Genomic DNA, 267 nt, shown 5'->3' on the forward strand with positions numbered 1-267 from the left:
GAGGATCTCGTTCTGCACGACGCCCATATGGACAGCCGCACGCCGAGCCACGAACTGACGATCGCGCATGCGGTTCTTCGCGCAAGGCGGCGGATCTGGACTGCGGACCCCACCTGGGCGCTGAGCGCCGCAGGATTGAACGCGCTTGCCGGAGCCGGGCTGGACGAGGGGACGGAGCCGGAGATCAAGAGCCTGCGCCCCGTCGAGGAGGAGGCAGACGATCCCGACGAGCTTCTGGCCGCCGAGCTTGCCGAGATCGATGCGGTT

Annotated in this window: 1 protein-coding gene; it reads left to right on the forward strand. The window is 67.8% G+C overall.

Features of this window, described 5'->3' with window-relative positions; genetic code table 11:
- Positions 1-267: hypothetical protein (locus tag SCA31_RS23710; protein ID WP_410699461.1), on the forward strand; the 267-nt coding region annotated here is incomplete at both ends.

The organism is Chryseobacterium sp. SIMBA_028 (assembly GCF_046535285.1).
Lineage (GTDB): Bacteria > Bacteroidota > Bacteroidia > Flavobacteriales > Weeksellaceae > Chryseobacterium.